Here is a 23,639-nt window from a genome sequence, read left to right as displayed (position 1 = left end):
GATCAGAGCATGCCGGTCTCGAGACGGGCCGCTTCGGACATCATATGCCGGCCCCACGGCGGGTCGAACACCAGCTCGACGTCGGCCTCGGCGATGGTCGGGATCATTTCGACCTTGCTGCGCACATCGTCGACCAGGATTTCGCCCATGCCGCAACCGGGCGCGGTCAGCGTCATCTTGACGTCGACCCGGCGCTGATCGTCTTCTTCGCGATGGCTGACCACTGCCTCGTAGACCAGGCCCAGATCGACGATATTGAACGGAATTTCCGGATCGAAACAGGTGCGCAGCTGCTGCCACACCAGCGCTTCCACTTCTTCGTCGCTGGCATTGGCGGGCAATTCCAGCCCCGGCGGCGGCTCCTTGCCGATCGCATCGCCATCCTTGCCGGCAATGCGGAACAGATTGCCTTCGACGAAGACGGTATAGCTGCCACCCAGCGCCTGGGTGATATAGCCGTAACTGCCTGCGGGCAGGGTCACCGAATCGCCCTGCGGCACCATGACGGCATCGCAATCGCGTTCGAACTGGACGGGTTCGCTGCTACGGGAATACATGGGCTGGATATGGGGCCGCGCCGGACGCGCGCAAGTCGGCCATTCTAGCCGACCACGACGCTACCGCCGCCGGCCAGCGTGCCAGCCGGGGACGACGCTGCATTCCATCGGCCGCACTGCCGTGGCGTGGCGTGCGTCGCAGAGGCCGGCGCGCGTCTATCATGTGCGCACTGTCAGGAGCTCCAATGCCGCCCACCACCGCGTCCGCCAGAACTGCCCACTGGCTCTGGCCCCCGCTCCTGCTGCTGGGATGCGTCACCGCCCTCATCGCCTGGCTGCTCATCGCCCTGGCCCTGGGCAACCAGGCCGGCTGGATGGCCGTGGTCGTGGCGCTGGAGATCGTCTGGATGCTGCGCCTGGGCACCCTGCGCGCCGGCCGGCTGCGCATCGGCGTGGCCGTCGTGGCGACCGCGCTGATCATCGCAGGCGCCAACTGGGGCATCGCCTCGGCTCAACTGGGCGGACCGCTGGGCCTGGACTCGTGGACCTCGGCCCAGAAGATGGGCACCGGCCTGGCCTGGACGCTGCTGCAACTGGCCAACAACGGCTTCGACCTGCTGTGCTACGTCGCGGCACTGCTCGTGGCCTGGTGGGCGGCGCGCTGAGGCAGGCGCGATTGTTTCAGTAGCCAACGTCGGACGTCGTTGCAGCTGATGCGTTAGCTGCACAGATTCGGGCACCGCGGCTCGTCAAACGCCATCGCTCTCATCAGAGATACATGGAAAAGCGCTGCGCGTTTGCCGCAGGGCCCCTTTCCTGCCCACCATCGCCAGACACGCTGCAAGTACGTCCTTGTAAGCTCCGTGGCGGCATGGATACCGCCATCGAGACTCCAGGGACGGATTTACGGCGCGTCCCGCAAACCGTGAGGGCGCCGCGCCTTCGACTCACCCGGCTTTGATCCGCGCGTGTAAGCGCCTCCGGTAACGCAACAGGACACGACCGACCCTGCGTTGCCTCAAGCGTCTGAGCGCGCCTGGCGACACACCAACACTCAATGCCCGCCGCCATCCAGCGCTTTCAATTCACTCACCAGCGCACCAGCGGCTTCTGCCCCATCGCCGTACAACATGCGCGTGTTGTCGGCGTAGAACAGCGCATTCTCGATGCCGGCAAAGCCGGTTCCCTTGCCGCGCTTGATCACCACCGTGTTGCGCGAATTGACCACGTCCAGAATCGGCATGCCGTAGATCGGGCTGGCCGGATCGGTTTTGGCGACCGGATTGACCACGTCGTTGGCACCGATCACCAACGACACGTCGGTGCTGGCAAATTCCGGATTGATGTCGTCCATGTCGGCGATCAGATCGTAGGGCACACCGGCCTCGGCCAGCAGCACGTTCATGTGCCCCGGCATGCGCCCAGCGACCGGATGGATCGCGAACTTCACCTTGACACCGCGCGCCATCAAACGCTGCGCCAGCTCCCAAATCTTGTGCTGTGCCTGCGCCACTGCCATGCCATAGCCGGGCACGATCACCACCCGCTCGGCAAAGGCCATCATCGCCGCCACATCGCCGGCCTCGATCGGCTTCTGCACACCGCTGATTTCCTGCGCCTGCCCGCCACCGCCGAAGTTGGAAAACAGCACCCCGCTGATCGGACGATTCATCGCCTTGGCCATCAACCGCGTCAGCAAGATGCCGGCCGCGCCGACCATCATGCCGGCGATGATCAGTGCCTCGTTGCCGAGTACATACCCCTCGAACGCCACCGCCAACCCGGTAAACGCGTTGTAGAGCGAAATCACCACCGGCATGTCGGCACCGCCGATCGGTAGCGTCATCAGCACGCCCAGGGCCAACGCCACCACGAAGAACGCGATGATCGCCAACGGCTGCAGGCTGCCCGCCGCCCAGATGGCCAGGGCCAGCACCGCCACTGCCACCGCCAGATTGAAGGCTTGCTGCCCCGGGAAGGTCATCCGCCGGTCCAGCCGGCCATCGAGCTTGGCCCACGCGATGATCGACCCCGACAACGACACCGCCCCGATCGCCGAACCGATCACCGCCAGCACCACCATGGTGGTGTCCGGCTGCCGCGCCGCCAGCTCCGCAACCGCCTGGGCGCTCCAATGCGCCGTGTCGCGATTGGCGAAGAACGAAAACCGCAGCAGTTCCACCGCGCCGATCGCCGCCGCCGAGCCGCCGCCCATGCCGTTGTACAGCGCCACCATCTGCGGCATGTCGGTGATGGCGACCTTCTTGGCCGACCACCACGCCACGCCGGTGCCGATCGCCAACGCCGCCAGAATCAGCGGCACGTTGTGCAACTCGGGCAGGAAAAACGTGGCCACCGTGGCGATCAACATGCCCAGCCCGGCCCAACGGATGCCGCTGCGCGCGCTCAATGGAGACGCCATCCGCTGCAGACCGAGCAGGAACAAGGTGGCTGCAACCAGGTAACTGGACTTGACCACCCACGACAGCAACTCGGCAGTGGAGACGTTCATGACCTATCCCCGCCAGGCGACTTCTTGCTGGACTTGAACATCTCCAGCATTCGCTCGGTGACCACGTAGCCCCCCGCCGCGTTTCCCGCACCTAATGCCACTGCGACAAATCCCAGCGCTTTTTCCAACGTGGTGTCGGCATGTCCCAGCACCACCATCGCCCCGATCAGCACGATGCCGTGGATGAAGTTGGAACCGGACATCAGCGGCGTATGCAGGATCACCGGCACCCGCGAGATGATCACGTGGCCGGCAATGGCCGCCAGCATGAAGATGTACAGAGCTACGAATCCGTCGCTCATCGTCTCTGGCTCCACTGGTCGGTGCGGCCCGCCGATCATACCCACGCCACGCCCGTGCGGGCGCCTGTCAACCGAATCCGCGCTCGCCCGTTGATGTCGTATCGTCTCCGCGGAAGCTACGCTGTGCTGGTGGGAACTCCTTTCGATCCGCAAGCTACCGCACCGGCCGCCACCGCGCCGGTGTCGCTGGACGCCTTTCTGGCCGGCATCGGGCCGCGTGCGTTCCGTTTTGCCGAGGCCGGCCTGCGGCACCGCGAAGATGCGCTGGACGCCGTGCAAGACGCCATGGTGAAGCTGCTGGGCTATCGCGAACGGCCAGCCGAGGAATGGACGCCGCTGTTCTGGAGAATCCTGCGCAGCCGCATCATCGACCTGCAGCGGCGACGCAGCTTCCGCCTGAAGTTCTGGGCACCGGCCGAGCGCGCCGACGACGAAGGCCCGATCGACTGGGCCGACCCCGGCACCGGACCGGTCGACGAACAACAGCATCAACAGGCCTACCAACGGCTGGTCGATGCATTGCGCACACTGCCGGCGCGCCAGCGCGAAGCCTTCACCCTGCGCGTGCTCGAAGACCTGGACGTGGCCACCACCGCCAAGGCGATGGGCTGCTCCGAAGGCTCGGTCAAAACCCACCTGTCGCGCGCGCGCGACGCGTTGCAAAAACAGTTCGAGGATTTCCTGTGAACCGCTCCCACGACACCGCCCGGCTGGATGCGCAGCTGCGCCGGCTGCATGCCACCGCGCTGACCAGCCTGCCGCCGCAGACACTGGCGCGCCTGCGCCAGGCCCGCCACGCCCCGGCATCCACGCGCGGCCGGCGCGGCTACTGGTTGCTGGCCACCGCGTGCTCGGGCCTGCTGGCGATCGGCATCGGCCTGCAGCTGCACCCCAGCCAAAGCGTCTCATCTGGCGCCGCGCCGACCTCGTCGGTTGCCAGCGCCAGCACCAGCGCCACCACCGAGACAGACGACCTGCTGGCCCAGAACCCGGACCTGTATGTCTGGCTCGGCTCCGACACCGCCCTGGCCATGGAATAAGCACGATGACCCACACCACCCGCCTGCTGTTGACCCTGTTGCTGAGCGCCGGGCCATGCGCCTCCACGCTGGCTCAGGACGGCCCGCCCGGACCTCCTCCACCGGGTCCGCCCATGGACGCGCCTGGCCCACGCGGCCAGGGGCCGCGTGACGAGACGCCCATGCCCGAGTGGGACCAGCTGACCAAGCAGCAACGCCAGGTCCTGATCGATGCGCTGCGCGAGCGCTGGGACGACGTGCCCGAAGAACGCCCCAGGATGTACCGGCACGCCCGCCGCTGGCTGGACATGACGCCCGAGCAGCGCAAGCAGGCCAAGGCCGGCATGGACCGCTTCCGCAACATGAGTCCGGAGCAACGCCGCGAGGCCAAGGCCTTGTTCGACCGCATGCGCACGCTCAACCCGCAACAGCGCAACGAACTGCAGCAACGCTGGCAGAAGATGAGCCCGGCCGAGCGCAGCGCTTGGTTGCGCGAGCATCCGCCGGTCGAGGACTGATGTTTGGCAGGAATTGCGCCGCGGACGCGGCGGATGATGTCGCCTGTTCAAGCGCCGCGCAGGGTTGCGATGAGCGTGGCCATTGATCAGCCGTCGCGCCTGGCATCTTGCAGCGCGCGACGGCCACCCACTGCAGCGACGCGCACCCCGCGTACCCGCGCACGAGGTGGCGTAACGTTGGTAGCGCACGCAGCTGCAACACGTCGCAGCAACCGCCTCGCACGCCAACACCCGTGTTGCATCGATGGCTTCGCTACGTCGTCGGTTGCAACGACAACGACGAAATCACTGACCGCGCCACGCCTCAACCTGCCTGGCGCATCGCACGTCAGTGACGGGCTGACGACGGCTCGCGATGCGCTAGCGCGCTGTCCTTGTCGGATTGCGCGCACCGAACTTTCTGCGACGCCTAGGCGGTGGTTGCGGCCGGCGCCGACCGCCGCGTCTTCGCCAGCAACTCATCGTCCCAGTCGAGCATCAACGCACCGTCCTGGATCAACAGGGCGACGAAGGCGTACACGTTGCGCGCGAACATCTCGCTGGCATGCACTGCGCCCTGGCTGGCCAGATTGAGCGGGCCAGCGATGACCACGCCGTCGAGGTCATACGTCTCCCCCGGGCGGGTGGCCGCGCAATTGCCGCCGGTTTCCGCCGCCAGGTCCACGATCACGCTGCCGGCGCGCATGCCGCGTGCCATCTCGGTGGTCACGATCTTCGGTGCCGGCCGGCCCGGAACCGCTGCAGTGCACACCACCACATCCACACCGGTGAGGTGTTCGGCCAGACGGCGCTGCTGTTCGGCGCGTTCGTCGTCGCTGAGCTGACGCGCGTAGCCGCCTTCGCCGGCAGCGCTCACGCCCAGGTCCAGAAATCGCGCACCCAGCGAGGCGATCTGCTCACGCGTTTCCGGCCGCACATCGAAGCCTTCCACCTGCGCGCCCAGCCGCTTGGCGGTGGCGATCGCCTGCAGGCCGGCCACGCCCGCGCCGATCACCAACACCTTGCACGGGCGCATGGTGCCGGCCGCGGTGGTCAGCATCGGAAAAAAGCGCGGCGCCAGCTGCGCGGCAATCAGCACCGCCTTGTAGCCGGCCATGCCGGCCTGCGAGCTCAACACATCCATCGACTGCGCGCGCGTGGTGCGCGGCAGGCGCTCCAGTGGAAACGCAATCAATTGCCGCGCGGCAAATGCCTGCGCACGCGCAGGGTCTGCATCCGGCGCCAGCATGCCGATCACCACCGCGTGCGGCTTGCACCGGAGCAACGTGTCGGTAGAAGGCGCCTGCACGCACAGCACCATCTCGGCCTGCGCCACGGCGTCGGCGCCGGCAGGCTGCGCACCGGCCTGCAGATAGGCGTCATCGTCCATGCTGCTGGCCCGGCCGGCCCCCGGTTCGATCCACACGCCGGCACCGAGCGCGACCAGTTTCTTGACCGTTTCCGGCGTCGCGGCCACACGGCGTTCGCCGGCGGCCTGCTCTTTCAGTACCAGCACCTGCACAGCCATGGGTTGCTCCGGTCTTGCGCCCAGTCGCGGCGATGCTAGCAGAGCGCGGTGCGCGCGCAGGTAGCGAAGCTTGGATCATTCTCTCGGCGAGAGCGTCAGTGGCTGAGGGTGAGCTGCCGCTGACGCATCGGTCCAGCGCGCATTTGGCTTGGCGGCACCCGTGAGCTGGATGACGAGTTTCGGGGAGTTACCCGAGACAAATCGCAGAATCGTTCTGGACGACGGCGCTGCAGCTGTACTGCGCGATACGCGCCGGCACACCAGCAGGACGATACGCAAATCATGGATGTTGCCTGCGGCACAGCGCTGATTCCGGCGTCAACACGCACGCGTGATCGCCCTGCCCTGCAAATCAACGACCGCGTGGCCGCAGCTCTCGCTGGGAAACGGGGGCCGGCTGCCGCATACAAGAGCGCAATCGGCACGTATTCCGCGTCGAATGCGCATTCCGCTTCAAACACGTCATGCCGGCGTCAGATCGTATTCGAGACCCTTGCGGCTGTGCAGGTGCAGGCAATGCCGACGTTGAACGTATGCCTCATCGCGCTCCAGCCCATCTCCTAGCGCCTTGCAGTCCCGGCATGACCGTCGAGGCTCCGAAAATCGTCGAAGAGGGTGCACTAAGGCTCAAACAACCCTTTCAGCAGCGGCGCAAACACCAGCTCGGGGGCAACGCCCAGCAACGCCTCATGCTTCCCGTCGATGGCAAGAGAGGCGTAACCATGTACGGCGCTCCAAGCGAGCACGGTACGCTGCTCGAGCAACGCGGCGCCCGGGTCGCTAGCGTGCCTGGCAATCCATTGCGCACGCACCGTCTCGCGCAGGTACGCCATCGCCGCAGCGCTGGCTTCGGTCAAGCGTGGCCAGCGCAACGCACGCACATCCAGGCCCAGCATCAGCCGGAAATGCTGCGGAAACTCCAGCGCAAACCGGATATAGCCCAGCCCGCAGCCCATCAACGGGTCGTCCACCTCACGCTGCGTGGCGAGGATGCGCGCGAGCATGCGCTCGTAACCGTCAGCCGCCACGTCCGCCAAAAGCCCGTCCAGCGAGCCGAAGTGGTGCGCGGGGGCGGCGTGCGACACACCGGCGCGGCGCGCGCAGGCGCGCAAGGTGAGCCCGCGCAAACCGGACTCGCCCAGCAAGTCCCAGCCTGCCCGCCGCAGCGCGGCCGGCAGATCGCCGTGGTGGTAGGCAGCAGTGGCGGACGAGGGCGGCATGGGCAGCTTCGCTTATGGAAACAACAGTGGATCAAACCATCTTGACGTTGACAAGATACGCGCACCAGACTGATGGCACATCTTGTCATCGACTAGATGCCGCCTCTCCTTGCAGGACATGCCTCATGAGCTCATCCATCGCCACGCTGCGCACGCGCCTGTTACGCGGCTCCCTGGCCGGCGCCAGTCGGTTGGCTCCTGGACCCACCGGCCGCTATCTGGCACGTCGCTTCGTCACCCCGGCAGCGCTTGGGCGCCGGCAGGCGGCCACGATCGTGGCCACATTGACCGACATGCAGCGTCACACGCTGCGGATCGATGACATCGACATCGCCATGTACCAGTGGGGCGATCCGGCGCAGCAGCGGTATGTGCTGCTGTCGCATGGCTGGGCCAGTTATGCGCTGCGCTTTGCGGCCTGGGTGCCGCAGTTGCGCGCACTCGGCTATGCGGTCGTGGCGTTCGACCAGGCGGCGCACGGCTTGAGCGGCGGACGAATCAGCTACATGCCGCATTTCGTGAAAATGTTGCGTGTCATCGGCAGCCGCTTCGGCCGCCCGGCCGCATTTATCGGCCACTCGCTCGGCGCGGCCTCGGTGGTATTTGCCGACGACCCGGTGTGGCGCCCTGCGCGCTATGTGCTGATCGCACCGTTGCTGGCGCCGGCCGCCAGTGCGCAGCGCCAGTTTCGCGCATTCGGCATTGCGCCTGCCGCGTTCGCACCATTCGAAAACTGGCTGGCAGACCTGACGGGCAAGCGCTTTTCCGATTTCGATGCGACGCCGCGCTTGCCGCAGTTCGATCGCCCGGCGCTGATCATCCACGACCGTCGCGACCGCGAAACGCCGTGGGACGAAGGCGCGCGTTTCGCCAGCCTGTGGCCGGGCGCGCAGCTGTTCACCACCGAAGGGCTAGGCCATAACCGCATGGTCGACCACACCTCGGTGATCGAGCGGGCGATGCAATTTATCGGGCCGGCATGATCTGAAGAAATACGAGAAACTCTGCCATTGTGGCCGCAGCCCGAGGCAGCAGTCATCGCAGCGCGCATCGATGAGGTCTTGGGCAAACAAGCGACGCAGCTCATTTATTTAATTGCAGTGTCTGTCCTGCGCGTGAGCTGCCTCCGAGCGCAGCACCTCAGCAGCATGGACTCAGTGGCAAGGCCTCGCACCGCAGAACGCGCTTTCCCTATTCCACCGCGCCGCTCGGCAAATGCACACACGCCGGATCGCTCAAGGCACTGCATCGCCAAGTAATCGGGCCGGCAGGTCGGTCACAGCCTGCATCGCGCTGTGGGAAGCGAGCAGCCTGGCGGCCGCACACGCGCTTTGAATCGCTCAACGCACCGCACCGCGGTTGTGCAATGGGTCCAGCCACTTGCGCCCTGCACCGCAGCGTCGAAAGCGCACGGCCGTTAATCACATACTCACGTGGGACCGCTCAGTGCACCGTGCTGTTGTTCTGCAACGGATCCAGTCGATCGATCACACCCTGCATCGCGCTGTCGAAGGCGCCGTCGTTGATGTGCTCACGCAGGCGGCCCAGGCGCACCATCACCGCCAGTTCTTCTGGCGAGGCGACGCAGAAACGCACGCCGCGTCGATTGACGAATAGCAGACGCTGCGAAATCGGGCTCACCCACGACAGCTTGCCGGCCTGCACCTTGCCGTCCTTGTCGACAAAATCCAGCCACGTGCCGATATCCATCGCGCGGAAACGTTCGGCATCGGCGCTGTCGATGCTCTGCGCGACCGCTTCGGCACCCAGCACCACGCTGACGCTTTCGGTAGCCGGTGGGGGAAGATTGACCTGCGGCAGTTCCGGCAGGGCTTTTTCCAGTTCCGGGCGCGCTTCGGCGATCGCCTGCAAGGTGTCGTGCAAGGCGGTGATCGCCACCACCACCGCATCCCCGTGCAGGCCTACGCTTGCGAACACGCGGTGCAACGCCGGCTGCCAGACCTGCAGCCATGGCTTGCCGACGATATGACGGCGCGCTTCGGCCAGTTCTTCCAGTACGCCGTCGGCCACCGCCAGGGCCTCGATGGTGCCGGGACCTTCCTCGCCGTCGCGCAGGATCGCCATGGTCAGGTGATGCAGCCACGGCTGGCGCAGAAAGTCGTCCACCGCCTTGGGCAAGCCCGCGCCTTCGGGCGCACGCTGCTCCAGTTCCGACAGCGCGCGGCTGCGCGCCAGTTCGAGCTTTTCCTGCCCGCGCTGGGTTTCGGTGGCACGACGCTCGGCAATTTCCACCCGGCGCCGGTGCTGCGACAGGAAGTCGCGGAATTCTTCTTCCAGGGTGAGGAAGATCGCCAGACTTTCGTTGAATTCGGCCACCAGGCGGTCGACGATTTCTTCGACCTTGCCCATCAGCACGCGCTCGGCAGCGCTGTCGCCGTTGTTGCCTTCGCAGGCCTCGGCCAGCGAGTTGAGCAGGCGCCGCGCGGGGTGGGTCTTCTGCACGAACATCTTGCGGTCCAGCAGTGCGACCTTGACGAACGGCACCACCAGGCGGCCGATCATTTCGCGCGAACGATTTTCCAGATCGCGCTCGTCCAGCATTACATCGAACAGCATGCCGACCAGGTCGATGGCATCTTCGTCCATCGGGTCGAGTTTTGCGGTGGCCGGGTCCACGCCCAGTCGCGTGGCGCTGGAAAGCACCTCGTTCTTCAACCGCTGCGCAAGCGATTCGGTGTCGTCGCCGATGGCCGCCTGCAGCGTCGCGCTGGGCGTGGCCTGCAGCAGCGACAGTACCGACATCATTTCGCGCTGGCTCAACGGGCGTTGCTGCCCTACCGCGACGGTGGCGGCAGACGCGGCGGTGTCGCGCACGCTGCGGGTCTGTTGCAGCAATTCGTGCAGCGCCTCAAGCAGCATGCCCTGGCTGCCGCCGGGATGGTCGGCCTCGCCGTCCATGCCGCCATCCCCGCCGCCATCGGCATGGCCGCGTTGCGTCGCGGCCTGCATGCGGCCGCGGCTATGTGCCCAGCGGTCAAGAAAACGGTTGGCCCAGGCCGGTGCGTACTGATCACCCTGGTTGTCGCCGCCCATCTCGGCGTGACCGCCCTGCGGCTCGGCCTGGACGCGCTCTTCCGGCATCTCGCCACGCGACTGCATGCGCGGCGGTGCGCGCTTGGCCTGCGAAATTTCCGGCATCACCCCGGCCTTGGCCAGGGTTTCGTCCAGGCGTGCGTACAACTTGCCGATCGGCTCGGCCAGATCGCGCTCGCACAGCTTGATCAACACCAGTCGCACTTCCGGCGCCAGGTCGCAGGTGGCGAAAGCTTCGTGGATCGCCACGCCCAGATGTTCGGGGCCAATCGGGTTGGTGTCGGCCATCAACTCCAGCCCGCCGGCGATCCAGCCCAGGCGGCGGTCCACCCGTGCCAGCACCTGTTTGAAATCGCGCAACAGCACCGTGGCCAGATTGCGCACTGCCAGCCGCGATTCGAGCACGTGCTCGGGCACCAGACTCAGCGGGCCGGTGCCCATGTCGCCGGCCAGCACCACTTCGGCCGACAACGGCGTGCCGAGCACCAACGCCTGCCAGCCATCTTCCAGCTGTTGGCGGAACTGGCGGGCGACGTCTTCGCGCTTGCGGCGCAATTCGCGCATGCCATCGAGAAACAGCAACTGCGAGGCGCCAGCGGATTCGGCACGGTCGAACAGCACATCGTCGAAATGCGCAACTGCAGCAGCAAAAACCTGCGCGAGCGCCGGCACGAAAACGTCGTGCGCCTGCTCGAGCAAGCGTTGGTCACGGCCCGGATGTCCCGACGGACTGGGCTGAAAAGTCATGCGCAAAGGCTCCCCGCCTCTGCAGGCGTGAAAATTTTCGAACGAGAAAAAACAGACGCGGCCCCAAATTCCGCCTGTGCATGGTAGGCGGTTCGCGCATCCGTTAAGTGTGACATCTTACTCACTTTACTCGTGACCGCCCAGGGTTTGCGTGTCAAGCGGCCATCCTAGCTCGCAACATCGCGGTGGAGCTTGCCGATCATCATTCTGCGCCTGCGGGTGTTAAGCCTTCAGCTTCGGGGGCGCTTCCAGCCCGTCCACCACGTCCTGCATCGCGCTATAGAAGGCGTCGTCGTCGCGGTGCAGGCGCAGGCGGTCCAGCCACACCATCATCGCGAGCTCTTCCGGCGATGAAACGCACAGCCGCCCACCGCGCCGGTTGACGAACATCAGGCGCCCGGAAATCGGACTGATCCACGACAGTTTGCCAGGCTGCACGCGGCCCTCGCGGTCGATGAAGTCCAGGCTGGTGCCGATTGCCATGACGCGGAAGAAATCTGCAGTGATGCGGTCGAATTCCACCTGTGCGGTGGCATCCAGCATCGGCGTCAGCGGCTCTGCCACCGGGTCGGCTGGGCTGGGCGCGAGCGTCAGCGCGGTCAGGGTCGGCGCGAGTGCTTCCGGAGCGGGCGCAGGTTGGGTCGGCAGCAGCGCGCGCTGCAGTTCCTGCAGGGCCTGTTCGGCCTCGCGCTGCCCCAGCCCGGCCAGGGTGAAGGCCTGCAGCAGCTGGGGACGATGCGCTTCCAGTGCGGCATCGCCGTGCACGCGGCCAAGTTGCAGCAGCACCGCGTCGCCGAGCGCTAGCGCGGCGTCCAGGGCCGGGCCGGCGCCGTCGGAGCGCAACGCGGCCTGTTGCACGCACGGGTGCCACACACGGCTCAAAAAGTGTTCCACCACCGGCGGCAACGGCCCGCGCGCCAAGCGCTCGGCCAGCGCCTGCGCGGCGATGCTGCGCGCACGCTCGCGGCGTTCTTCGGCACGCTGCAATTCGTTGGCGCGCCGCTCGGCGATTTCGACCCGGCGCCGGTACTGCTCGTAATGCGCACCGAATTCGGCTTCCAGCGCCAGGAACACCGATGGATGCTCGTCGAAGTCGCGCACCACGGTGTCCACCGCTGCCGCAACCTGGGCGAGCAGGGCCTGTTCGGCAGTGGTTTCGCCGCCATTGCCGTCGCAGGCGTCCACCAGCAGGTTGAGCAGGCGCCGGGCCGGATGCCCATCGCGCACGAACAGGTGGCCGTCGAGCATCGCCATCTTGGCCACCGGCACCAGCAACTGGCCGAGCATGTCGCGTTGCTGCCGCGACAGATGGCTCTGCAGCAGGATTGCCTCGAACAGCAGCGCAATCAGATCCAGTGCATCTTCGTCGCTGGGGTTGAGCTGGGTGGTGGCCGGATCCACGCCGAGCGAGGCGGCAGCGCGCATCAACTGCTGGCGCAAACCGCGCGCCAGGCCCAGATGGGTGCCGTCGATGACCTCGAAACTGGCGCCGGGCATGGTCTGCAGCAGCGACAGCGCCGACACCACCTCACGCGGCGACAGCAGCCGCTGCTGCCCCGGCGCCAACGTGGCGGCATCCGGCTCGCGCTGGCGGCGTGCGTGCTGCAGCAACTGGTGCAGGCCCGCCGGCAGCACCTCGCGGTCGCTGCGCAGATGCACATCGATCACCTGTGCGCCGACCAGTGCGCCCTGCCCGCCCGACCAGTCTGCAAAGAAGCGTGCGATCCAGTCCGGCGCCTCGGTGCTCTCGTCGCTGGCGGCGGCGTCCTGGCGCGGAATACCGCGTTGACGCTGGCGTGCCTGCGGCAGCTCGCGCAGCCGCGCGACCTGGGCCAGCGCCTGTTCCAGCTCGCCATAGCGCTGGCCGACGCGCGCCATCAGCTGCTGCTCGCAGATTTTGATCACCGCCAGATGCACCTTGGGGGCCAGGGTCACGCCCTGGAACGCCTCGTACAGCGCAACGCCCAGATGCTCCGGCCCGAACGGATTGCTGTCGCCATCGATGCGCAGCCCACCGGCGATGAAACCCAGATACCGATTGAGCCGCATCAACTCCGGCCGCCACTGGTGCTGCAGCGCGCCGGCAAGGTTGCGTACCGCCAGGCGCACGTCTAGGTCCTGCTCCGGCAGCAGGGTCAGGCCGGCGGCGCCCCGTGCGAGGGTGCGCTCGGCCGACAGCGGACGTCCGGATTCCAACCCCTGCCACGCCTTGGCCAGATGGCCGCGAAAGCGTGCGGTGATCGGTTCGCGTTGCTGGCGCAGGGCCTGGATTGCTTCCATGAAATCGTTCTGCGCCGCGCCCGCGTCGGCCGCCAGCCGGAACAACGCCTCGGCCAGCGCGTCCTGCACATTCACAAACGCGTCGGCCAACGGCACCAGCACCACCTCGCGGACCTGATCGAGCAGGTCCGGATTGCGGCTGGGCAGCGGTTCGGTAGCAACAAACTGGGTCATTGGACAACGCACTGGATGGGCACGGGAGGTTGAATCGCAGAGGGGCCACTGGCCCCCGCCGACATGATGCGGCGGGCGTTGGGAAGAGGCCGTCTATAATTCAATGCCTCGTTGCCCCGACCCGGATTTATGCACGCACCGTATTCGCTCCAGGCGCTGGACGCGCGCCGTTCGGTTCCCTCCAAACAACTCGGCGCCCCCGGGCCGGATGAAGACAGCTTGCTGCGCATGCTCACCTCGGCGGTGCGCGTGCCCGATCACGGCAAGCTGGTGCCGTTCCGCTTTCTGCGCATCAGCGGCGAGGCGCGGGCTGCGCTGGGGGATTTTCTTGCCGAGCGCACCCTGGCCGCCGACCCGCTGGCATCGCCGGCCACCCTTGCCAAGGAACGCGGACGCTTCAGCGACGCGCCGGTGGTGATCGTGGTGATCGCCTCGCTGCGCCCGGAGCACAAGGTGCCCGTGCAGGAGCAATTGCTCACCGCCGGCTGTGTCTGTTTTGCATTGCTGCAGGCCGCCCAGGCGCACGGCTTCGGTGCGCAGTGGTTGAGCGCGTGGATGGCCTACGACCCGGCGGTGACGGGCTACCTGGGCCTGGAAGACAACGAACGCATCGCCGGCTTCATCCACATCGGCACGCCGCGCATGCAGGTGCCCGAACGCGAGCGCCCGGACCCGCGTGCGCTGCTGCGCGACTGGACCCCGTGACCACGCCGACCAACCCGCTCGACGCTGCGCCACTGGCAATCCAGCGCCCGACCCCGCTGTATCTGGTGGATGCCAGCCTGTACGTGTTCCGTGCCTGGCACTCCATCCCGGACGAATTTCAGGATGCGCAGGGCTGGCCGACCAATGCGGTGCACGGCTTTGCGCGGTTTCTGCTGGACCTGCTCGAACGCGAGGATCCGCAGCACATCACCATTGCCTTTGACGAAGCCCTGGACAGCTGCTTCCGGCATGCGATCTACCCGGCCTACAAAGGCAACCGCACGCCTGCGCCGGATGCGCTGCGCCGCCAGTTCGCGCATTGCAAGGCGCTGTGCGCAGCGCTCGGGCTGAGCGTGCTGGCCCACCGCGATTACGAGGCCGACGACCTGATCGGTAGCGCGCTGCACAGCGTGCGGGCGCACGGCTTGCGCGGGGTGATCGTGTCGGCCGACAAGGACCTGTCGCAGTTATTGCTCGAGCATGACGAGCAGTGGGACTACGCGCGCAACCAGCGCTGGGGCATGGACGGGGTCAAGGCGCGCCATGGCGTGCATGCGCACCAGATCGCCGACTATCTGGCGTTATGCGGCGATGCCATCGACAACATTCCCGGCGTGACCGGCATCGGCGCCAAATCGGCAGCAGTGCTGCTGGCGCACTTCGGCAGCCTGGATGCGCTGCTGGAGCGCATCGACGAAATCCCCTTCCTGCGCCTGCGCGGCGCGGCGCAAATGGCGGTGCGGCTGCGCGAACAGCGCGAACACGCATTGCTGTGGCGGCAGCTCACCACCATCGCGCTCGACGCGCCGCTGGCGCTCACCCAGACCGGCTTCACGCGTGCGCACGCCGATGCGGACATGCTGACCGGGTTGTGCGAGAGCCTGCGCTTCGGCCCGCTCACCCGGCGCCGTCTGCTGGCCGCCAGCACCGGCGTCCCCGCACCGTTTCCTCCCGTTTCCCTGGCACAAGGTCCCCGCCCATGAACCGACACGACACCCCGCCCACCGTGGTCTACGAAGGCAAGTACCAGCGCATGGTCGTGCGTGGCACCTGGGAATACTCCGAACGTGTGCATGCCGGCGGCCTGGCGGCGATCATCGTGGCGGTGACGCCGGACGATGCGATGTTGTTCGTCGAGCAGTTCCGCGTGCCGCTGCAGGCGCGCACCATCGAAATGCCGGCCGGGCTGGTGGGCGACGTGCATGCCGATGAATCGATCGAACTGTCGGCCATTCGCGAACTGGAAGAAGAAACCGGCTGGACCGCCGAGCATGCCGAAGTGCTGATGATCGGCCCCACCTCGGCCGGTGCCAGCAGCGAGAAGATCGCCTTCGTGCGTGCCACCGGTCTGCGCAAGGTTGGCGATGGCGGCGGCGATGCCAGCGAAGACATCACCGTGCATGCAATCCCGCGCGCGCAGGTCGGCGCCTGGCTGGTGCAGAAGATGGCCGAGGGCTATCAGATGGACCCCAAGCTGTGGGCCGGCCTGTATCTGGTCGATCATGCATTGGATGGCACCCCGCGTGGCTGACGCAGCCATCGAACCATTGCTCAGTACCGACGATCCGGCGCCGTTCGCCGTGCACAACGCGCAGGCCGCATCGCCGTGGCTGTTGATCGCCGACCACGCCGGCCAGCGCGTGCCGGCCCGGCTGGCCGACCTGGGCCTGCCGCAATACGAACTGGACCGTCATATCGGCTGGGATATCGGCATTGCGCAGGTCACGCGGCTGCTGGCCGAGGCGCTGGATGCGTTCGCCATCGCGCAGACGTATTCGCGCCTGGTGATCGACTGCAACCGTCCGCACGACGCACCTAGCCTGATGCCTGCGGTCAGCGACGGCACCTTGGTTCCGGGCAACCAGCACCTGACCGACAGCGACCGGCAGCAGCGCATCGATGCGATCTTCGCGCCGTATCACGCACGTATCGCGGCCGAACTGGAGGCGCGTGCACAGCGCAATCAGCCGACAGTATTGGTGTCGATGCACAGCTTTACCCCGGTCATGGCCGGCAACGCGCGGCCCTGGCATGCCGGCGTGCTCTACCACCGCGATACGCGGCTGGCGCATCGCCTGTTGCAGGCGCTGCGTGAGGAACCGGACCTGGTGGTGGGCGACAACCAGCCGTATGCGGTCAGCGACGCCACCGATTACGCCATCCCGGTGTATGGCGAAGGCCGCGGCCTGCTGCATGTGGAACTGGAAATCCGCCAGGACCTGATTGCCGACGCGGCCGGGCAACAGGCCTGGGCAGCGCGCCTGGCGCGCATTCTGCCGCCGCTGGCGGATGCCTTGCTGGTGCGTTGAGCAGCAGCAGCGTTTGGCGGCTGCATCGCAGCCGCGTTGAACATCTGCAATCAGTAGGAGCGCGCTTGCGCGCGATGGAGCGTTACCGGTAACGCCGCGTCGCGCGCAAGCGCGCTCCGACACGTCATGCGTATGTCATCGCACCTCAGCGCGTCCGGCAGAGTGATCATGCCGATCGACCAAAGCGAACTCTGAGCCATGCGCATGCACTCGCTTACGCAAACCCGTCGGTGGCACGCACCAAGGCATCGACGTTTTCCGGTTCGAACGCTGAGTGCCCCGATGCCGGGCTGATCTGCAACTGCGCCTTCGGCCACGCCTTGTGCAGGTCCCACGCGCTTTGCAGCGGGCACACCACATCGTAGCGGCCGTGCACGATCACGCCGGGAATGTCGGCAATGCGATGCGCGTCGCGCAGCAACTGGTCTTCGACCTCGAAGAAACCGCCGTTGACGAAGTAATGGTTTTCGATGCGTGCGAACGCCAGGGCAAAGTGCGCGTCTTCATGCCCGGTGACGAAGTCCTCGTCGACATGCAGGAAGCTGGTGGCGCCTTCCCACACGCTCCAGGCTTTGGCCGCAGCCAGACGCGTGGCCTCGTCATCGCTGGTGAGACGGCGATGGAATGCAGACATCAAGTCGGCGCGTTCCACCGGCGGAATCGCGTTGAGGTAATGCTCCCACGCATCCGGGAACAGGCGACTGGCACCTTCCTGGTAGAACCATTCGAATTCGAAGCGACGCAGCAGGAAAATACCGCGCAGCACCAGCTCGGTGACCTGCTGCGGGTGGGTCTGCGCGTAGGCCAGCGCCAGCGTGGATCCCCAGCTGCCCCCGAACACCTGCCAGCGATCGACCCCCAGATGCGTGCGCAGCCGTTCGATATCGGCCACCAGATCCCAGGTGGTGTTGTCCACCAGATCGGCATGCGGCGTAGAGCGGCCGGAACCGCGCTGATCGAACAGCACGATGCGGTACTTGGCCGGGTCGTGGAAGCGCCGCATCTTGTCGTTGCATCCGCCGCCGGGGCCGCCATGCAACATCACCACCGGCTTGCCGTGCGGATTGCCGCACTGCTCGAAGTACAGCGTATGGCGATCGTCGACCTTCAGGCTGCCCTGCTGGTAGGGCTTGATCTCGGGATAGAGCGTGCGCATGCGTCGGTCCTGCGGGAAACCGCTAGTGTATCGGCAGCTGCGCACGCACACGGGCAACGCCATGCGATTCGAAGAGAAGAGTTCGCCGTGATGGGCCAAGCCCTGAAGAGCGCACCCAACCTTCTGCGCTTACCGGCGGGCGAGCGCACTCGATGCGCGCAACAGCTCTATCGAACGCACGTACTCCGCTTCGGAACGCGCGGCCCTCGTCTCCCGACAATAGCGCGCCGGCAGTTGCTCAGCCGCCCTGGCCCGCAGCTGGCAACCAGCGCCCCAAGGTCACCCGATCGCGCTGCTCCAGATCCTGATGCGTGGCCACCGCAGCGAAACCGCGCGCAACCAGCAGTTCGGCCACCGCCGCCCCCTGGTCCCAGCCATGTTCGAGCAGCAACCAGCCGCCCGGCAGCAGATGCGCAGGCGCATCGGCCACGATCAGGCGGATATCGTCCAGCCCGTCGCTGCCGGAGGCCAGCGCACTGGCCGGTTCGTAGCGAAGATCGCCCTGCTGCAGGTGCGAGTCGTGCGCGGCGATATACGGCGGGTTGCTGGCGATCAGGTCAAAGGTCTCGCCAGCCAAGGGCGCGAACCAGCTGCCCAGGCGGCACTCGACATTGCGCAAGCTGTGGCTGTCGGCGTTGCGTTGGGCCATGGCCAACGCCGCAGCGCTTGCGTCGGTGGCGATCATCTGCGCCTGCGGACGTTCGCTGGCGATGGCCAGCGCAATCGCGCCACTGCCGGTCCCCAGATCGGCGACACGACGGCCTGGCAGGGTGTCCAGGCGCTCCAGCGCAAGCTCGACCAGCGCTTCGGTATCGGCGCGCGGGATCAGCGTGGCCGGCGAGACCGCCAGGTCCAGCGTCCAGAATCCGCGTGAGCCGGTCAGATAGGCCACCGGCTCGCCGGCCTCACGGCGCTGCACCAAGGCATCGAAGGCCTGCGCGATCGATAGAGGCACCGCATCGCGCCCGTGCATGAACAACCAGGCGCGATCGCGGCCCAGCGCGTGCAGCAGCAGTGCCTCGGCATCGCAGCGTTCGATCCGCCCGCCGGCGCGGCGAAGCAGCTGATCGGCGGGAATGGCGGCGAGATCGTCGGACATACGGGCTGTTCACCTACACGCAACATCGGCTGACCATTATCGACGATGGCGTGCACCGCGATTGCGCCAGATGCCATCTGACGAGTCGATAGCCAAAGACTATCTATGTAATTCCATCAATCGATTTGAGGAATCTATCGATCCTGCCTACCATGGCGCCTGTTCCATCCCCCGCCCCCTTTTACCGCACGAGGAAACTCAATGTCTCTCATCAACACCCAGGTCCAGCCGTTCAAGGCGAATGCGTACCACAATGGCAACTTCATCGAAGTCACCGAGGCCAGCCTGAAGGGCAAGTGGTCGGTGCTGATCTTCATGCCGGCCGCATTCACCTTCAACTGCCCGACCGAAGTGGAAGACGCCGCCGACAACTATGCCGCCTTCCAGAAGGCTGGCGCCGAGGTCTATATCGTCACCACCGACACGCATTTCTCGCACAAGGTGTGGCACGAAACCTCGCCGGCCGTGGGCAAGGCGCAGTTCCCGTTGATCGGCGACCCGACCCACAAGCTGACCCGCGCGTTCGGCGTGCATATTGAAGAAGAAGGCCTGGCCCTGCGTGGCACCTTCATCATCAATCCGGAAGGCGTGATCAAGACGCTGGAAATCCACGACAACTCCATCGCCCGCGACGTCACCGAGACGCTGCGCAAGCTGACCGCTGCACAGTTCGTGGCCAACAATCCTGGCCAGGTCTGCCCGGCCAAGTGGAAGGAAGGCGCCAAGACCCTGGCTCCGTCGCTGGACCTGGTCGGCAAGATCTAAGCCGGCTGTCATCTCCGGCCCAGTCGGGCCGGGGGTGAACCGGAGCCGGTGCCGGGCTACCCGCCAGCTGCCGCCAGCACGCACCCCGACCTCGCGCCGGCTGCGGTTCACTCCCTTCCTCCCCGGCGACCTGCCTCAGCGCAGCGACGCCATGCCCTCCCCTTGCCCATTCCCAGGAGTTCTCCATGTTGGATGCCAATCTCAAGACCCAGCTGACCGCCTACCTGGAACGGGTGACGCGGCCGATTCAAATCAACGCCTCGATCGACGACAGTGCCGGCTCGCGCGAAATGCTCGACCTGCTGGAAGAGTTGGTGCTGTTGTCGGACAAGATCAGCCTGGACATCCACCGCGACGACAACCAGCGCAAGCCCTCGTTCGCGCTGACCACGCCCGGCCAGGACATCTCGCTGCGCTTTGCCGGGCTGCCGATGGGCCATGAGTTCACCTCACTGGTGCTGGCGCTGCTGCAGGTGGGCGGCCACCCGTCCAAGGCCGCCGCCGAGCTGATCGAGCAGGTGCAGCACCTGGATGGCGATTACCAGTTCGAAACCTATTTCTCGCTGTCGTGCCAGAACTGCCCGGACGTGGTGCAGGCGCTGAACCTGGCGGCCGTGCTCAACCCGCGCATCAAGCACGTGGCCATCGACGGTGCCTGGTTCCAGGACGAAGTAGAGGCCCGCCAGATCATGTCGGTGCCCACCGTGTACTTGAACGGCGAGCTGTTCGACCAGGGCCGCATGACGCTGGAGCAGATCGTCGCCAAGCTGGATACCAATGCCGCCAAGCGCGACGCTGCGAAAATCGCTGCAAAAGAAGCGTTCGACGTGCTGGTGGTCGGCGGTGGCCCGGCCGGTTCGGCAGCAGCGGTGTATGCCGCACGCAAGGGCATCCGCACCGGCGTGGCCGCCGAGCGTTTTGGTGGGCAGGTGCTGGACACCATGTCGATCGAGAACTTCATTTCCGTGCCGGAGACCGAAGGCCCGAAGATGGCCGCCGCGCTCGAGCAACACGTGCGCCAGTACGACGTGGACATCATGAATCTGCAGCGTGCCGAGCAGCTGATCCCGGCCGGTGCCGATGGCCTGATCGAAATCAAGCTGGCCAATGGCGCCTCGCTCAAGAGCAAGACCGTGATCCTGTCCACCGGTGCGCGCTGGAGGCAGATGAACGTGCCTGGCGAAGATCAGTACAAGAACAAGGGCGTGGCGTATTGCCCGCACTGCGACGGCCCGCTGTTCAAGGGCAAGCGCGTGGCGGTGATCGGCGGCGGCAACTCGGGCGTGGAAGCGGCGATCGATCTGGCCGGCATCGTGGCGCATGTCACGCTGGTGGAATTCGACGACAAGCTGCGCGCCGACGAAGTGCTCCAACGCAAGCTGCGCAGCCTGCACAACGTACGCATCATCACCAGCGCGCAGACCACTGAAGTACTCGGCGACGGACAGAAGGTCACCGGTCTGGTCTACAAGGACCGCACCGGCGGCGATATCCAGCACATCGAGCTGGAAGGCGTGTTCGTGCAGATCGGCCTGCTCCCCAACACCGAGTTCCTGCGCGGCACGGTGGCGCTGTCGCCGCGCGGCGAAGTCATCGTCGACGACCGTGGCCAGACCGATGTACCCGGCGTGTTCGCCGCTGGCGACGCCACCACGGTGCCGTACAAGCAGATCGTGATCGCAATGGGCGAAGGTTCCAAGGCGGCGCTGAGTGCATTCGACCATCTGATCCGCACCAGCGCACCGGCCACTGCCGACAGTGTGGCCCAGGCCGCATAAGCAAGCGCCCGCTTAGCGCCCGGCCAACCCGGGCGCTAAGCTTGCAACACGCGCCAGTGGTTCCCCGTCACCGCAATGAAGGCTGCTGTATATGAATCTGCGTGACCTGAAATATCTGGTAGCCCTGGCCGACCACAAGCATTTCGGCCGCGCGGCGTCCGCCTGCTTTGTCAGCCAGCCAACGCTGTCCACCCAGATCAAGAAACTCGAAGACGAGCTCGGCGTGTCGCTGGTGGAACGTGCACCGCGCAAGGTCATGCTGACCCCGGCCGGCCGCGAAGCCGCCGTGCGTGCACGCAGCATCGTGGCCGAGGTGGAACAGATGAAGGAAGCCGCACGCCGCAGCCAGGACCTGGAAGCGGGCACGGTGCGTCTGGGCATCTTTCCCACCCTGGCCCCGTATTTGTTGCCGCATGTGGTACCGCGCATCCGCGAGCGTTTTCCGCGTCTGGAACTGCTGCTGATCGAAGAGAAGAGCGATCAGCTGATGCACCAGTTGCGCGAAGGTCGCCTGGATGCCGCCTTGCTTGCATTGCCATTGCAGGACGACCAGCTGCATGCCGAATTCCTGTTCGAAGAGCCCTTCGTGCTGGCAGTGCCGGAAAGCCACCCGCTGTCGCGCCACGACAGCATGACCCTGGACGACTTGTCCGAGCAGCGCCTGTTGCTGCTGGAAGATGGCCACTGCCTGCGCGACCAGGCGCTGGATGTCTGCCATCTGGCCGGCGCGCTGGAAAAATCCGAATTTCAGGCCACAAGTCTGGAAACCCTGCGTCAGATGGTCGCGGCCAATGTCGGGGTGACCTTGCTGCCGCTGCTGGCGGTCAAGCCTCCTGTTGCGCGCTCGGAAAACATCCGCCTGATCCGCTTCCGTGAAGACAAGCAGCCTAGCCGCCGCATTGCGATGGCGTGGCGGCGCAGTTCGGCAATGACCGCGTTTTTGGAGCAGCTGTCGCAGCTGTTCAAGGAATTGCCCGAGAGCCTGTTCACGCTGGATCAGCCTGCGCCAGGACCGAAGGCGGTGGCGGCTTAGCGAATCGGGAATCGGGAATCGGGAATCGGAAAAGCGCATCGCGGTTGCGGTCGCTTCGAGTGCCGGTTGGAGGTTTGGAATTGGGCGGCGCGCGAGCGTCGCTTTTTGTTTGTTTGTGCGCAACGCTCTTGCCCGCAGGTTTGCTGCGCATCAATCTGCCGCTGTGTGTTGGACGCGGCTGGCGGCAGCACGCTGCCCACGCGACCATGCGATTTGCGAGCAGCGTTTTGGTTCGCTTGCTCGAGACTGATAGTGCGATGTTTGCGGCATGCGGTGGAAGCGGGCTCGTTTGCAGCGGCCGTGATGCCCTCACCCTCCGATTGCCTCAACCGCAGCGCTTGCTCGCTGCACCAGGCCTGCAGCGCCTGCGTGGCAGCCCTTGCCAGTGCCTTGGGTCCGCAACATCCATGCATTGCGATCAGCCGCCGGCGCCCTCACCTTGTCAGAGACGCTTGCCATGTCGGCAAGCCGTATTCGTCAGGAGACTGCCATGACTTCGCAACACCACAGCGGCTTGCCGCCATCCATTCTGGTATCCAGCCGCGACCTTGCCCGGCTTGAGGCATTGCTCGATTCGCCAAGCTTCAACAAGCATCCCGCCGCCACTGCGCTGAGCGACGAACTGGGCCGCGCCCGTGTGCTGCCGCCCGACCAAATTCCCGGCGATGTCGTCACCATGCACTCACGCATCGAATGCGAAGACCAGCTGCATGGCGAACGGCATACGCTCACCCTCGTGTATCCGCATGAAGCCGATGTGCAGCACGGACGCATCTCGGTGCTTGCGCCGGTCGGCAGCGCGCTGCTCGGCCTGTCGGTTGGCCAGCGCATCGATTGGCGCACGCCCGACGGACGCGACCTGCGCCTGCGCGTGACTGCCGTGCACGAGCAACCCGCAGCGGCGGGCGACTTCCGGCGCGCAGCGCGCTAACGTAGCGCGCTGCGTCCTATCCCCGACCCGTTC

General features: G+C 66.1%; 22 protein-coding genes. 13 read left to right on the top strand and 9 right to left on the bottom strand.

Annotated features, from left to right (window positions below; genetic code table 11):
- Positions 1-2: 2 nt before the first annotated feature.
- Positions 3-557: a putative Fe-S cluster assembly protein SufT gene (sufT, locus tag F7R02_RS00730; RefSeq protein ID WP_003488784.1), complete on the bottom strand. Its 555-nt coding sequence runs from the start codon at positions 555-557 to the stop codon at positions 3-5.
- 185 nt (positions 558-742) lie between these two features.
- On the opposite strand from sufT, the gene F7R02_RS00725 reads away from it, so the two are divergent.
- Entirely contained in the window at positions 743-1,162 is a 420-nt protein-coding gene (locus F7R02_RS00725; RefSeq protein ID WP_078590019.1) for a hypothetical protein, read from the top strand.
- Between the two features lie 389 nt (positions 1,163-1,551).
- Here F7R02_RS00725 and F7R02_RS00720 read toward each other — a convergent pair whose 3' ends face one another.
- Together F7R02_RS00720 and F7R02_RS00715 are read right to left on the bottom strand one after the other, a co-directional pair.
- On the bottom strand, positions 1,552-3,009 hold the full coding sequence (locus tag F7R02_RS00720) for an NAD(P)(+) transhydrogenase (Re/Si-specific) subunit beta (RefSeq protein WP_078590018.1): 1,458 nt from the start codon (positions 3,007-3,009) through the stop codon (positions 1,552-1,554).
- Positions 3,006-3,311 (bottom strand): NAD(P) transhydrogenase subunit alpha part 2, encoded by a 306-nt coding sequence (locus tag F7R02_RS00715; protein ID WP_003488789.1) that lies wholly within the window; start codon positions 3,309-3,311, stop codon positions 3,006-3,008. Before F7R02_RS00715 ends, F7R02_RS00720 begins: the two co-directional genes overlap by 4 nt.
- A 123-nt stretch (positions 3,312-3,434) precedes the next feature.
- Here F7R02_RS00715 and F7R02_RS00710 point away from each other — a divergent pair, with 123 nt between their 5' ends.
- The 3 genes from F7R02_RS00710 to F7R02_RS00700 are packed head-to-tail and all read left to right on the top strand — an operon-like array spanning position 3,435 to position 4,848.
- Positions 3,435-3,998, top strand: a complete 564-nt coding sequence (locus F7R02_RS00710; RefSeq protein ID WP_078590034.1) for an RNA polymerase sigma factor — start codon at positions 3,435-3,437, stop codon at positions 3,996-3,998.
- Positions 3,995-4,351, top strand: coding sequence for a hypothetical protein (locus F7R02_RS00705; protein ID WP_003488794.1), 357 nt, complete (start codon positions 3,995-3,997; stop codon positions 4,349-4,351). Before F7R02_RS00710 ends, F7R02_RS00705 begins: the two co-directional genes overlap by 4 nt.
- A gap of 5 nt (positions 4,352-4,356) precedes the next feature.
- Positions 4,357-4,848 carry a DUF3106 domain-containing protein gene (locus tag F7R02_RS00700; RefSeq protein WP_078567247.1) on the top strand — a complete coding sequence of 164 codons (492 nt, stop codon included), beginning with the start codon at positions 4,357-4,359 and terminating at the stop codon, positions 4,846-4,848.
- Positions 4,849-5,257: 409 nt separating this feature from the next.
- Here the strand turns inward: F7R02_RS00700 and F7R02_RS00695 are convergent, their stop codons facing one another.
- Together F7R02_RS00695 and F7R02_RS00690 are read right to left on the bottom strand one after the other, a co-directional pair.
- Positions 5,258-6,355 (bottom strand): NAD(P) transhydrogenase subunit alpha, encoded by a 1,098-nt coding sequence (locus F7R02_RS00695; RefSeq protein WP_078590017.1) that lies wholly within the window; start codon positions 6,353-6,355, stop codon positions 5,258-5,260.
- A gap of 620 nt (positions 6,356-6,975) precedes the next feature.
- Entirely contained in the window at positions 6,976-7,575 is a 600-nt protein-coding gene (locus F7R02_RS00690) for a TetR/AcrR family transcriptional regulator (RefSeq protein ID WP_078567251.1), read from the bottom strand.
- A gap of 125 nt (positions 7,576-7,700) precedes the next feature.
- Between F7R02_RS00690 and F7R02_RS00685 the strand changes: the two genes are divergently transcribed.
- Complete coding sequence (locus F7R02_RS00685; RefSeq protein ID WP_078590016.1) at positions 7,701-8,558, top strand: alpha/beta hydrolase; 858 nt, start codon at positions 7,701-7,703, stop codon at positions 8,556-8,558.
- Positions 8,559-9,018: 460 nt separating this feature from the next.
- Here F7R02_RS00685 and pacR read toward each other — a convergent pair whose 3' ends face one another.
- Positions 9,019-11,376: a PacR family protein gene (pacR, locus tag F7R02_RS00680; RefSeq protein WP_078590015.1), complete on the bottom strand. Its 2,358-nt coding sequence runs from the start codon at positions 11,374-11,376 to the stop codon at positions 9,019-9,021.
- Positions 11,377-11,598: 222 nt separating this feature from the next.
- The gene (locus F7R02_RS00675) at positions 11,599-13,830 is read right to left on the bottom strand and encodes a DUF1631 domain-containing protein (protein ID WP_078590014.1); all 2,232 of its coding nucleotides are present in this window, start codon (positions 13,828-13,830) and stop codon (positions 11,599-11,601) included.
- A 129-nt stretch (positions 13,831-13,959) separates the two neighbouring features.
- Here F7R02_RS00675 and F7R02_RS00670 point away from each other — a divergent pair, with 129 nt between their 5' ends.
- Genes F7R02_RS00670 through F7R02_RS00655 form a run of 4 tightly spaced genes read left to right on the top strand, consistent with a single transcriptional unit; the run spans position 13,960 to position 16,844 of the window.
- The gene (locus F7R02_RS00670; protein WP_005915539.1) at positions 13,960-14,535 is read left to right on the top strand and encodes a nitroreductase family protein; all 576 of its coding nucleotides are present in this window, start codon (positions 13,960-13,962) and stop codon (positions 14,533-14,535) included.
- Positions 14,532-15,518, top strand: coding sequence for a 5'-3' exonuclease (locus tag F7R02_RS00665; RefSeq protein ID WP_005925929.1), 987 nt, complete (start codon positions 14,532-14,534; stop codon positions 15,516-15,518). The genes F7R02_RS00670 and F7R02_RS00665 overlap by 4 nt, the downstream gene beginning before the upstream one ends.
- Positions 15,515-16,066, top strand: a complete 552-nt coding sequence (locus F7R02_RS00660; RefSeq protein ID WP_003488815.1) for an NUDIX hydrolase — start codon at positions 15,515-15,517, stop codon at positions 16,064-16,066. Before F7R02_RS00665 ends, F7R02_RS00660 begins: the two co-directional genes overlap by 4 nt.
- The gene (locus F7R02_RS00655; protein WP_172397236.1) at positions 16,059-16,844 is read left to right on the top strand and encodes an N-formylglutamate amidohydrolase; all 786 of its coding nucleotides are present in this window, start codon (positions 16,059-16,061) and stop codon (positions 16,842-16,844) included. Before F7R02_RS00660 ends, F7R02_RS00655 begins: the two co-directional genes overlap by 8 nt.
- A gap of 214 nt (positions 16,845-17,058) precedes the next feature.
- Here the strand turns inward: F7R02_RS00655 and pip are convergent, their stop codons facing one another.
- Together pip and prmC are read right to left on the bottom strand one after the other, a co-directional pair.
- Positions 17,059-18,000 carry a prolyl aminopeptidase gene (pip, locus tag F7R02_RS00650; RefSeq protein WP_078590012.1) on the bottom strand — a complete coding sequence of 314 codons (942 nt, stop codon included), beginning with the start codon at positions 17,998-18,000 and terminating at the stop codon, positions 17,059-17,061.
- A 238-nt stretch (positions 18,001-18,238) separates the two neighbouring features.
- Positions 18,239-19,099 carry a peptide chain release factor N(5)-glutamine methyltransferase gene (gene prmC, locus F7R02_RS00645; protein ID WP_078590011.1) on the bottom strand — a complete coding sequence of 287 codons (861 nt, stop codon included), beginning with the start codon at positions 19,097-19,099 and terminating at the stop codon, positions 18,239-18,241.
- A 201-nt stretch (positions 19,100-19,300) separates the two neighbouring features.
- On the opposite strand from prmC, the gene ahpC reads away from it, so the two are divergent.
- From ahpC to rnk, 4 genes are all read left to right on the top strand, one after another.
- A complete protein-coding gene (ahpC, locus tag F7R02_RS00640) occupies positions 19,301-19,864 on the top strand; it encodes an alkyl hydroperoxide reductase subunit C (RefSeq protein ID WP_003488826.1) in 564 nt (187 codons plus the stop codon).
- Positions 19,865-20,049: 185 nt separating this feature from the next.
- Positions 20,050-21,642: an alkyl hydroperoxide reductase subunit F gene (gene ahpF / locus F7R02_RS00635; RefSeq protein WP_005923252.1), complete on the top strand. Its 1,593-nt coding sequence runs from the start codon at positions 20,050-20,052 to the stop codon at positions 21,640-21,642.
- Positions 21,643-21,733: 91 nt separating this feature from the next.
- Entirely contained in the window at positions 21,734-22,675 is a 942-nt protein-coding gene (locus F7R02_RS00630; protein WP_078590010.1) for a LysR substrate-binding domain-containing protein, read from the top strand.
- 490 nt (positions 22,676-23,165) lie between these two features.
- On the top strand, positions 23,166-23,606 hold the full coding sequence (rnk, locus tag F7R02_RS00620; RefSeq protein ID WP_011050607.1) for a nucleoside diphosphate kinase regulator: 441 nt from the start codon (positions 23,166-23,168) through the stop codon (positions 23,604-23,606).
- Positions 23,607-23,639 lie beyond the last annotated feature (33 nt).

Origin of the sequence: Xanthomonas cissicola (assembly GCF_008801575.1) — a bacterium.
In the GTDB taxonomy this organism is placed as follows: Bacteria; Pseudomonadota; Gammaproteobacteria; order Xanthomonadales; family Xanthomonadaceae; genus Xanthomonas; species Xanthomonas cissicola.
This window is presented reverse-complemented; position numbering and strand designations above follow the sequence as displayed.

Coding starts and splice junctions, on each gene's coding strand:
- F7R02_RS00675 (WP_078590014.1), bottom strand. CDS start 13,830: ATGACCCAGTTTGTTGCTACCGAACCGCTGCCCAGCCGCAATCCGGAC.
- ahpF (WP_005923252.1), top strand. CDS start 20,050: ATGTTGGATGCCAATCTCAAGACCCAGCTGACCGCCTACCTGGAACGG.
- pip (WP_078590012.1), bottom strand. CDS start 18,000: ATGCGCACGCTCTATCCCGAGATCAAGCCCTACCAGCAGGGCAGCCTG.
- pacR (WP_078590015.1), bottom strand. CDS start 11,376: ATGACTTTTCAGCCCAGTCCGTCGGGACATCCGGGCCGTGACCAACGC.
- prmC (WP_078590011.1), bottom strand. CDS start 19,099: ATGTCCGACGATCTCGCCGCCATTCCCGCCGATCAGCTGCTTCGCCGC.
- F7R02_RS00720 (WP_078590018.1), bottom strand. CDS start 3,009: ATGAACGTCTCCACTGCCGAGTTGCTGTCGTGGGTGGTCAAGTCCAGT.
- F7R02_RS00690 (WP_078567251.1), bottom strand. CDS start 7,575: ATGCCGCCCTCGTCCGCCACTGCTGCCTACCACCACGGCGATCTGCCG.
- F7R02_RS00725 (WP_078590019.1), top strand. CDS start 743: ATGCCGCCCACCACCGCGTCCGCCAGAACTGCCCACTGGCTCTGGCCC.
- F7R02_RS00660 (WP_003488815.1), top strand. CDS start 15,515: ATGAACCGACACGACACCCCGCCCACCGTGGTCTACGAAGGCAAGTAC.
- sufT (WP_003488784.1), bottom strand. CDS start 557: ATGTATTCCCGTAGCAGCGAACCCGTCCAGTTCGAACGCGATTGCGAT.
- F7R02_RS00630 (WP_078590010.1), top strand. CDS start 21,734: ATGAATCTGCGTGACCTGAAATATCTGGTAGCCCTGGCCGACCACAAG.
- F7R02_RS00670 (WP_005915539.1), top strand. CDS start 13,960: ATGCACGCACCGTATTCGCTCCAGGCGCTGGACGCGCGCCGTTCGGTT.
- ahpC (WP_003488826.1), top strand. CDS start 19,301: ATGTCTCTCATCAACACCCAGGTCCAGCCGTTCAAGGCGAATGCGTAC.
- F7R02_RS00700 (WP_078567247.1), top strand. CDS start 4,357: ATGACCCACACCACCCGCCTGCTGTTGACCCTGTTGCTGAGCGCCGGG.
- rnk (WP_011050607.1), top strand. CDS start 23,166: ATGACTTCGCAACACCACAGCGGCTTGCCGCCATCCATTCTGGTATCC.
- F7R02_RS00685 (WP_078590016.1), top strand. CDS start 7,701: ATGAGCTCATCCATCGCCACGCTGCGCACGCGCCTGTTACGCGGCTCC.
- F7R02_RS00695 (WP_078590017.1), bottom strand. CDS start 6,355: ATGGCTGTGCAGGTGCTGGTACTGAAAGAGCAGGCCGCCGGCGAACGC.
- F7R02_RS00715 (WP_003488789.1), bottom strand. CDS start 3,311: ATGAGCGACGGATTCGTAGCTCTGTACATCTTCATGCTGGCGGCCATT.